The sequence below is a fragment of the Secundilactobacillus malefermentans DSM 5705 = KCTC 3548 genome, assembly GCF_001436395.1.
GTDB lineage: Bacteria > Bacillota > Bacilli > Lactobacillales > Lactobacillaceae > Secundilactobacillus > Secundilactobacillus malefermentans.
On record NZ_AZGJ01000058.1, the window covers coordinates 1 to 9,992 of the forward strand.

Consider the following 9,992-nt stretch of genomic DNA (forward strand, 5'->3'; position numbering starts at 1 on the left):
CAATATTTGGGGTTCACTTCAAACTAGTCCTTTTTTCTCAATTGATGATTTGGAAAAAATAAAAGATCAAATGGTGCTTTCCTTTATTACAAGATGCACAGGGACTTCAATCACGCCTGATTGGGCTTCTTTGCTAGTTGTATTACTAATCAAATTCAGCAAGCTATCGCAAGCTTTTTTTGCAAGAATATCAGTGTTCTGCACAATCGTGGTAATCTTTGGTGAGGAAACGTCTGAAAAATAAGTTCCATCGAAGCCAATGACACTGAGTTGATTCGGAACTTTTATTCCAAGTTCATTTGCGGATTTGATCACCATATAAGCAACGTGATCGTTAATACCAAATACACCAGGAACTCCAGGTGAGCTGATCGCATTTTTAATGAATTGATTTAATTCTATGTTTCTAGCAATAAAATTATCGGAAGTGATGTTTAAAGATAATATCCGCGAATCGATATTTTTAATTTTAGCTTTCTTTAAAGTGTCCTTAAACGCACGAACACGAGCCAAAGTTGATGATGACTTTGTTTTCGTCATGACTAAGAAAGGACTCAGATTTTGCTTTAGCAGAAAGTTAGTTGCTAAAAGACCACCCTCATAGTGAGCCGAAGAAATAATTAATCGATTTTTATTATCTGGTTCTCGATCTATATAAATTGTAGGAATTAAATTTTGTGAAACGAGAGATTCCCCGCTAATATTACTGGAAATGATAATGAGACCATCAACTCGGTGCTCCATTAACATCTGAAGATAAGCTTTTTCCCGAACTGAGCTACGTTCTGTATTACAAATAATACTCGAAAAATTATTTTCGAATAGTAGACTCTCACATTTCTTCACGATGGCAGCATAAAACTCATTGGTAATATCTGGTACTAAGATACCAACGGAATGGGACATGTGCGACCGAAGGCTAACGGCTAATTTATTGGGGCCATAACCAAGTTCCTTAATCACTTTGTTAACTTTTTCTTGAGTTTCTTTCGAGAACCTACCGGTATTATTGATGATTCTGGAAACCGTGGCGACAGAAACGCCACTTATTCTAGCAACATCTTTGATTGAAACAGTTTTTTTAAAATTGCCCATATGTGATCCATCCTTAATGTAAGCGTTGACATTCCTGAAAAGAAGGTGTTTAATTGACCTTGAAATACTGCGTAAACGTTACCGCATCTGGAGACGATTTCATCAGATGATTATCAATTGCTGTATATTTTTAAAAGCTTCACGTTTAGTATACTCGTTGCGGTAACGTTTACGCAAATAAAAATGGAAGGTGTTATTATGTCTAAATTCAAAATTGCTGTATATGCTGACGGCGCATCCGTTGATGGAATGCTAGAAGCACGAGATAAATGGGATGTGGCTGGCTTCACCACCAATCCTTCGTTAATGAAAAAGGCTGGAATTACGGACTATGTTCAATTTGCAAAAGATGCACTAGCAGCTGTAAATGGCTTGCCGCTGTCATTCGAAGTATTCTCTGATGATTTTGAAGTGATGGAGGAAGAGGCTAAAAAGCTAGCCAAACTGGGGGACAATGTTTTTGTGAAGATACCAATAACGAACAGTAAGGGCGAGTCATCAATTCCGCTAATCGAGAAGTTATCAAAAAGTGGTGTTCAAATAAATATTACGGCAATTTTGACGATAGAGCAGGTGGCTTCGGTCGTGAAAGTACTGCAACAAGGCACGCATAATATTATCTCTGTATTTGCAGGTCGTATTGCTGATACAGGAATTGATCCTATTCCACTCATGAAACAAGCCGTGGCTCTTACAACTCAAACGCCTGAAGCCGAATTACTTTGGGCCAGTTGTCGAGAGGTTCTCAATATTTTTCAGGCACAAGAAATTGGTGTCGATATTATTACAGTTACAAATGCAGTCCTTAAAAAGTTATCAATGGTCGGGAAGGATCCTAAACAGCTATCGTTGGAAACGGTTCAAGGATTCCACAATGATGTTGAAGCTTTAGGATTTTCAATTCTTTAATAAAAGGGGGGTTACTAATGTTATTATCTGCAATTTTGGTAGGATTACTTGCACTAATTTCTCAATGGTGGTTCTTTGCACCTATTACAAGATGTATGACCTATCCGTTAACAACGGGTGTGTTAGTTGGTATATTTATGGGACATCCGATGTTAGGAATGCTCGCTGGTGCCAATATTCAGCTAGTTTACCTAGGCTGGATTAATGCTGGTGGTGTCATGCCTAGTAATACAATGGTTGCCGGTATATACGGAACTGCACTGACTATTTTATCAGGTGCCAAGCCAGCCTTAGCAGTTACTTTTGCAATTCCATTTAGCTTACTTGGATTATTAATGGTTCAAATCTATCAAACACTTAATTCGTTCTGGGTTCACCGTGCTGATAAGGCACTCGAGAACGGAAATGTTAAAGCAATTCGCTGGCTCAATTATTTGCCATCATTCATAGTCGCACTGGTTGTTTACGGAATTCCAGCGTTTTGCTTAGTCTTGTTTGGTAAGAGTTGGGCAACTGCCTTAATTGATGCAATTCCGCAAAACCTAACAACGGCACTAGAAGTTGTCGGTGGTTTGATGCCTGCATTAGGTATTGCAATGTTGCTCAATTATCTGGGCAAACGAAGTCTCAATGCATTTTTCATTATTGGATTTTTCTTAGCCGTTTATCTGAAACTAGATATCATGGCAATCGCCATTTTCTCAGCTGCCATCGCATTCTTGATCTTTGTTAGTCAAACAAATCATAAGAATAGTGAAGAAAAGCCAAAGACTAAGAAGGTTCGTCGATTAACATTAGATAACCGAACGGGCGAGACAGATAGCGTTAGTCAATCCACTGCAACGGTAGACACGGCTGAAGCAACGATTGATCCCGCCGACTATCAGCACAAGTTGAGCAAGGGCGATCTCGTTAAAACGTGGCTTTGGGAGCAATCCGATGAAGCTGCCTACAATTACGAGCGGTTACAAGCGCTGGGTCTCACAAACATGATGATTCATCCAATTCGTAAACTTTATAAGGATCCACAGAGACAAGCTGAAGAGTTGAAGAAATACATGGTCTTCTTTAACACTGAGCCACACATGGTTGGGCCAATCATTCATGGTGTTGCTCTTTCAATGGAAGAAGCAAGAGCAAATGATCAAGATGTTTCTGCTGATGATATCAATGGTGTCCGTACAGGTCTTATGGGACCAGCAGCTGGAATTGGCGATACCGTTCAACAAGGTATTTTCTTCCCAATTTTAGCTAGTGTCGGGGCTTCTATGGCGTTGGCAGGTAACTATTTAGGACCAGTTCTATTTACTGTCATTTTTGAACTAGTGATCTATGTGATTGGGTATCTACTCTTTATGTATGGTTATAGAAAAGGTAAGAGCTCAGTTGTTACTATTTTAAAGAATGGTGTTATTGATAAGGTGACGAATGCCTTTAGTATTGTTGGCTTGATGGTTGTTGGTGCCATGGCAGCTACTAGAGTCGCAGTTAAGACACCATTAGTTTGGGAAATTGGCAAGAGTACAATGAAACTACAGTCAATCCTGAACACATTAGCGCCAGGTCTCATTCCTTTGGGTGTAACATTACTAATATGGTGGCTCGTTGCTAAAAAAGTAAACCCAACATGGATTATAATCGGAATCTTTATTATTGGGATCCTGTTCTCCTACTTAAACATCTTAGGAATCGTTAAGTAGTCAGGCAGCATAGATTGGAAGGTACAGTATGGTTAATATATTACTATTAAGTCACGGACCATTTTGTGAAGGGCTATTAGCTAGTCTGGAAATGATTGCTGGTCCACAAAAGAATATTCAGGCGTTGCAACTTCACGCAGGGCAGTCTCCTGATGATTATCGCGATAAGGTTGATGAAGCACTGGTAGCATTAAGGGGCGAAACGATGGTCTTTATTGATCTAAAAGGTGGAACACCCTATAATACTGCCGGATTCCTAAAGAGCAAGTATTCATTTGACTTGATTACAGGGATGAATTTACCCATGCTCATCAGCGTGCTGACGATGAGGACAGAAGAATCATCGGTAGCGGAATTATCGAAGATTGCGTTGGATCCACTGAATGCAGGCATTGAATTAATTAATCTTTCAGAAAATGGAGGGAAAAAGCATGCAAAACTTAGTCTTAACAAGGATTGATGATCGACTTATTCACGGACAAATCATGACTGCTTGGAGTCGTGTGACACACGCTGAACAAGTTTTAGTCATCGATGATGGCGTTGCAAAAGATGACTTTATGATCAATGTTTTGGAGAATGCGATTCCTGAAAATATGGCGATTGGTGTCTTTAATAAAGAAGACGCCGTGAAATTTTTGTCACAGCCATTGGAGGCGCCAACCATTATCTTAGTGAAGGTGCCCCAAACACTCGAGTATTTGGTGGATAATGGCATAGATATTGGCGAAATCAATTTGGGTGGTATGGGCGCAAAGGATGATCGCGAACGAATTTACCATACTATTTCAACAAACACAGAGGAAAATGAATCTTTCAAGCATCTCATTGATAAAAGCGTCCATGTCTTTATTCAAATTATGCCGCAAAATGACAAGGTTGAGATGAAGGATTTGTTGGAAGGTAAATAACGAATCTGTTTTAGAATAAAATTGAATCGTATAAGTACTATACTTTCGTTTTCTTTAAGAAATTTTAAATGAAAGTAGTCTTGAAATTACTATATATTTTCTAGAATGGCATACCTCCGAAAATCATTCGGAGATATGCCATTTACTGATTTTTGCTTTTATCAGTTGTGATGCTAGATAGTTCAACGTTCAAGTATGATGTCAAGTAGTGGTGCATATTAACTAACCCATTTGTGTAGGTATTCAGCACTTATTACCACCAATTAATTTATCCCCACCTTCACCCCCCCTTGACCTACCACCCACAATCCTCTTTAATTAGAAATAATCAGATTGTTTTCACTAAGAATCTAGGGGGATTCACATGAGCGATAAGCGGACGAACCAAACGCAACAATTAATCTACGAGGCATTACTGACCTATATGCAAAATGGGGCTTCTTTTCAAGGCTTGACGGTCACTGATATTGCTGAAGCGGCACATATTTCGCGCCAAACCTTTTATAACCATTATGCAAATTTAGAAAGCATCATTTTAATTCCCGTCCAAGGGTACGTGGATAATTTCTTTGAGCAATTTGCAAAAGCACCCGATTTCAACGGCGAAAGATTGGTCACCACGCTTTATCAGGGATGGTTAGGGCACATGGATTTATTTCGACTTTTAATTTGGGCAAAGTTGGACAATGAGTTTATGACAATTTTACGTGATTTTAACATTAGGATCATGCAACTTAGCCACACTTCGAAAATAAATGCGCCACTCATCTCCAGCACCTTAGCTGGGGCTACTTTTAGTTTCTTGAAATTTACCCTAATTGACGAATACAAAAAATGGCCAGAAAAGGAGGCTATCAGCACTTTTCTGACCATCACAAATTATGGACGAGATTTATTTAATTAAACTTCAGCAATCTTCAGAATTGGTTTGACGACCTTGCCATTCGAGGAATCTTCCATCGCTTGATTGATGTCATCGAAATCATAGAATTTAACGAGTTTATCAAATGGGAATAGTCCCTGTTTGTATAAATTGATTAAACGGGGGATGTAAATCTTTGGAAGTGAGTCTCCCTGAAGAACACCTTTGACCGTTTTGGCGGGAACCAAGAAATCCATTGCCATGTTGAATTTGCCTTCAATAGCGCCACCAACAATGGCAACTTCGCCATGGATTCCAACTGAACGAACAGCTTGTTCAGCCAAACCGTTGACGCCAGCTGAAACGACACCATATTCGACGCCACCTTTGGCAATCTTTTGAACTTCGGTTGGCACATCCGGAATATTTTTACTATTAATTACGTGAGTTGCGCCAAGTTCTTTAGCCATTTCCAAACGACTATCAAACACATCAACGGCGATGATTGGATCACAGTGAGCTACTTTGGCACCCATGATGGCTGCTAAGCCAACTGTACCTGTACCAAAGATGATGATTCCTTCACCCGGAGCAGGTTTTAAGGAATTCAAAACTGTACCAGATCCAGTCTGCAGGCCGCAACCTAATGGTCCAAGAATCGTTAAATCGACATCCTTATCTACTTTAACAACGTTCCGGTCTAAAGCCTTCATATGGTCGCCAAATGAGGAAGCTTGGAAGAAGGAGCTAAGTGGTTTGCCGTCTAGTGAATAGCGGGTACCACCATCCATATCCTTACCTTCAAAATTAAGTTCATTCATCCGTTCGCAAGCATATGGGCGACCCTCAACACATTGTTTGCAGGTGCCACAACTCGCATACGAAACAACGACGTGATCGCCGGGAACGAATTCATCGACATCACTACCAACTTTTTCCACGATTCCAGAACCCTCATGGCCCATAATCATTGGAATAGGGGCGTATCCAGTAGGTCCTCCATGGGTTTCAGAAATGTCCGCGCCACAAATACCACTACCAACTGTTTTGATTAAAACTTCGTGTCCGTTTAAATGATCATCTAAATCCACCGTCTTCATAACCAGTGGATCATCTTGAACGAGTGAAACTGCTGCTTTAATTTTCATAGTTATCCCTCACTTTGATAAATTATTCACAGGTATATTATATGAAAAATTCAAGTGAAGTTACTGGACAGATTGGGGGATTTGTAAACGATTTCAAAACAACTATTGAAGTAGTACGATTGTGGGCAAGTGTGGCTAACTAATTTAATAAATAGAAGAAGTAAGAATACGTCAGCAACTTTTTTATAAAATAAGCGGCTGCGAGAGGTCCTGAACATCCTTGGTTCCAATATGTATCACCTTATGTTCATAATTATGACCTAAATTATAGAATCGTAAGCTATCAAGCTCTGGATTAATCAGAGCGGTTAATTCTTTACGCATTTTTTTGAATTCTAGGTCATTAATTAAACATTCAAAAACGGAATTTTGAACGCGCTGACCATAACGAAGGCAGGTTTTGGCCACATTATTTAATCTTTTCGGACCACCTTCTGAAGTAACCGAAATATCATATGCAGCAATTATTAGCATTTAAAACACCTACTTCCATAGAAATGGAGGATATTCATCTAAGTCACCACGCAAATATCTAGCTAATAGTAGAGCTTGACAGTATGGGACTAATCCCCAAGAAATTTTTTCTCCCAAATAGGGGTGTACGATTGTATCCTGTTTACGCATTTGCCACTCTGTAAGAAACTTTTTTCTGGCATCATCGGTGAGCAAAACAGCGCCATTTTCTTTAGTTTGAAAATCCTTTTCAGAGAGAATGTTTTTGTTTATAAGTCGAAGAACAAAACGATCTGCATAAACACCTCTTAATTCTTCCATTAAGTCTAAGGCCAGTGAAACACGACCTGGCCGATCCTGATGCATAAATCCGACATATGCGTCCAGTCCAACCGTTTCCAAAGCTGATGCAGTATCGTGTGCAAGCAAAGTATAAGCAAAAGATAATAATGCGTTTGTACCATCAAGCGGTGGACGACGATTGCGTCCATTAAATTGAAAATAATCCTTTTGCTGTAATATCATTTGGTTAAACACGCCATAATATTCTTCTGCTGCATTACCTTCAATTCCACGAATTGTGTCTAGATTAGTGCTTTCAGAAACTTGCTTAATTATTTGTTTGAAATGATTGGATAAAGATTTAAATTGATTAGTATTAATTACTAAACCGTGATCACGGGTTGTCCGTTCTAACATCCAACGCTGATTATATATTTTTCCAATAATAAAGTTTCTCGCAATTACACTACTAGCAGTCATGTCTTCTGAAATATGATATTGATGTTTTCGTAATACAACATTTCCTTTACTTGGCCCGATGACTCGGCCAAGTAATTTACCAGTTGGGGATAAAAAGGTGATCGGAATAGTTGATTGCATGCACTCGTTCATTAATGCTGGACTTGCACCAGAACGGCCAAAAGTTACCACACCTTCCAAATTTAGGAGGGGAACTTTACCAATTGTCTGTTTATCCACACGAATACCAATATTTCCACCATCTAAAAATAAGTATGCATCTGGGGTCGTAATAAATAGAGTATTCAGTAATTTTCTCATTCATCTAACCTTCGTTTCAAATAACTATGGACGGTTTGTTTGGTAATTAATTCGGGAAAACAGAATTCTGCTACAGAGCAGCTTTTACACCACGGCCCAGTTTTAACTTTAGGGGTGTATCGTCTTTCCCAAAGTTGATGCATTTTTTTAACGGTTTCTGCGAGTTCAATTCGAAGTTGATCAGTAAATGGAATGAGTTCACGATGTCGAGTTTGCTGGTAGTAAATGTAACCATGTGAAACTTTACAACCCATCATTTCTTCTAAACAAATAGCCTCAGCAAGCAGCTGTAAAGTGTCAGATAAATCATACTTTTTATGGCCGTGTTTATATTCCACTGGATTTGGTAAATATTTTGCTTCACTACCTTGAATAGAAACACCAGATTTTGATTCTGTGAACTCAACAACATCACAAATACCAGTAAGTCCAAGTTCCCTAGAATGAACTGGAAGAGATCTAACAATTAGCTTATCTTTTCTTTTTTCACGAATTTGTGGTTGATCAGCTTTTGTATGCAAAGTTTGACCATCAAAAGTCAGTAAGTTATCCTTCCACGCCTGCTCAATATGAATAAGAGCCCATTGGCGGGAGCAAAAACGAAAATGTTGGATTCCCGAAATCATTAGAAAATCGTCTTCATTATATTCCATTGAGAATCATCTCACTGTCTTAGTAGTTAGTTCAATAGTAGCAAGTAGATGCATCGGTGTAAACGTTTTCATTACGATATGCCAAGAATATATAAACCAGTAGGAATAGTCTTTGATGAATTATACTGATTTAGATTAGAGTGTGATATATATATTTGAATATGCAAGTGCAGTTATCATACAGAGTGTGACAATTTTAAGCCGCATTCAACTTACCGAATTGAATTATTTCAATTCACGCACCTCAATACAAGGTGCGACTCCAATGCAACTCAAGATATGCAAGACCACAAGATATTTCAATTCACGCACCTCATACAAGGTGCGACACGGGCGATTCCAGAATTGAGTGGAACTAGTCAGATTTCAATTCACGCACCTCATACAAGGTGCGACGGTTATACGGCAGCAACCCTAACGCAGGCAGTAGATTTCAATTCACGCACCTCATACAAGGTGCGACAGTTTAGCGGTGACAGTAAGTACACAGGTGACACATTTCAATTCACGCACCTCATACAAGGTGCGACCCGCCGCCAGCCGTTTTCTGGGCTAAGGTTTTGCATTTCAATTCACGCACCTCATACAAGGTGCGACTGATAGGGTTAGTTTTTTGTTGCTTAATTACTTGATATTTCAATTCACGCACCTCATACAAGGTGCGACATTCAGGTAATCCAATTACTATATCAATTAATCTAATTTCAATTCACGCACCTCATACAAGGTGCGACGTAGATAAAAGCAATAACTTGATGAATAAATTACCATTTCAATTCACGCACCTCATACAAGGTGCGACACGCCGGGTCATAGTTCAGTTGCTGAATTTGATATTATTTCAATTCACGCACCTCATACAAGGTGCAACGGGAATGCGGTCGTATCGTTTAAGAAGAAGTGGTCATTTCAATTCACGCACCTCATACAAGGTGCGACAGAAATGGTAAACCCCAACGGTATCAAATACTTTATTTCAATTCACGCACCTCATACAAGGTGCGACACGCCGGGTCATAGTTCAGTTGCTGAATTTGATATTATTTCAATTCACGCACCTCATACAAGGTGCGACAGAAATGGTAAACCCCAACGGTATCAAATACTTTATTTCAATTCACGCACCTCATACAAGGTGCGACAGTACCCTTCCTGATTTCCAGTTGTTGGTAATTGGATTTCAATTCACGCACCTCATA

10 protein-coding genes and 1 CRISPR repeat array are annotated in these 9,992 nt (G+C 39.2%); of the genes, 5 read left to right on the plus strand and 5 right to left on the minus strand.

The genetic code is table 11. From position 1 onward, the window contains the following. Nucleotides 1-66: 66 nt before the first annotated feature. Nucleotides 67-1,095 carry a LacI family DNA-binding transcriptional regulator gene (locus tag FD44_RS08805; protein WP_010619173.1) on the minus strand — a complete coding sequence of 343 codons (1,029 nt, stop codon included), beginning with the start codon at nucleotides 1,093-1,095 and terminating at the stop codon, nucleotides 67-69. 198 nt (nucleotides 1,096-1,293) lie between these two features. Here FD44_RS08805 and FD44_RS08810 point away from each other — a divergent pair, with 198 nt between their 5' ends. The 5 genes from FD44_RS08810 to FD44_RS08830 all read left to right on the plus strand — a co-directional run bounded on the left by FD44_RS08810 (nucleotide 1,294) and on the right by FD44_RS08830 (nucleotide 5,519). Continuing rightward, nucleotides 1,294-2,004 (plus strand): transaldolase, encoded by a 711-nt coding sequence (locus FD44_RS08810; RefSeq protein WP_010619174.1) that lies wholly within the window; start codon nucleotides 1,294-1,296, stop codon nucleotides 2,002-2,004. Between the two features lie 17 nt (nucleotides 2,005-2,021). Continuing rightward, nucleotides 2,022-3,704: a PTS system mannose/fructose/sorbose family transporter subunit IID gene (locus FD44_RS08815; RefSeq protein WP_010619175.1), complete on the plus strand. Its 1,683-nt coding sequence runs from the start codon at nucleotides 2,022-2,024 to the stop codon at nucleotides 3,702-3,704. 28 nt (nucleotides 3,705-3,732) lie between these two features. Then, a complete protein-coding gene (locus tag FD44_RS08820) occupies nucleotides 3,733-4,164 on the plus strand; it encodes a PTS sugar transporter subunit IIA (RefSeq protein WP_010619176.1) in 432 nt (143 codons plus the stop codon). Next, nucleotides 4,136-4,615, plus strand: coding sequence for a PTS sugar transporter subunit IIB (locus FD44_RS08825; protein ID WP_010619177.1), 480 nt, complete (start codon nucleotides 4,136-4,138; stop codon nucleotides 4,613-4,615). The genes FD44_RS08820 and FD44_RS08825 overlap by 29 nt, the downstream gene beginning before the upstream one ends. 364 nt (nucleotides 4,616-4,979) lie before the next feature. Then, entirely contained in the window at nucleotides 4,980-5,519 is a 540-nt protein-coding gene (locus FD44_RS08830) for a TetR/AcrR family transcriptional regulator (protein ID WP_010619178.1), read from the plus strand. Here the strand turns inward: FD44_RS08830 and FD44_RS08835 are convergent. From FD44_RS08835 to cas4, 4 genes are all read right to left on the minus strand, one after another. Then, nucleotides 5,516-6,625 (minus strand): NAD(P)-dependent alcohol dehydrogenase, encoded by a 1,110-nt coding sequence (locus FD44_RS08835; RefSeq protein ID WP_010619179.1) that lies wholly within the window; start codon nucleotides 6,623-6,625, stop codon nucleotides 5,516-5,518. The two genes, FD44_RS08830 and FD44_RS08835, sit on opposite strands and share 4 nt — an antisense overlap. Nucleotides 6,626-6,808: 183 nt before the next feature. After that, nucleotides 6,809-7,099 (minus strand): CRISPR-associated endonuclease Cas2, encoded by a 291-nt coding sequence (gene cas2 / locus FD44_RS08840; RefSeq protein ID WP_010619180.1) that lies wholly within the window; start codon nucleotides 7,097-7,099, stop codon nucleotides 6,809-6,811. Nucleotides 7,100-7,108: 9 nt separating this feature from the next. Beyond that, nucleotides 7,109-8,140, minus strand: coding sequence for a type I-C CRISPR-associated endonuclease Cas1c (gene cas1c / locus FD44_RS08845; protein WP_010619181.1), 1,032 nt, complete (start codon nucleotides 8,138-8,140; stop codon nucleotides 7,109-7,111). Then, a complete protein-coding gene (cas4, locus tag FD44_RS08850) occupies nucleotides 8,137-8,793 on the minus strand; it encodes a CRISPR-associated protein Cas4 (protein ID WP_010619182.1) in 657 nt (218 codons plus the stop codon). Before cas4 ends, cas1c begins: the two co-directional genes overlap by 4 nt. 296 nt (nucleotides 8,794-9,089) lie before the next feature. Further along, a CRISPR array of direct repeats spans nucleotides 9,090-9,935; the repeat unit is 33 nt; unit sequence ATTTCAATTCACGCACCTCATACAAGGTGCGAC. The last annotated feature ends 57 nt before the right edge of the window (nucleotides 9,936-9,992 follow it).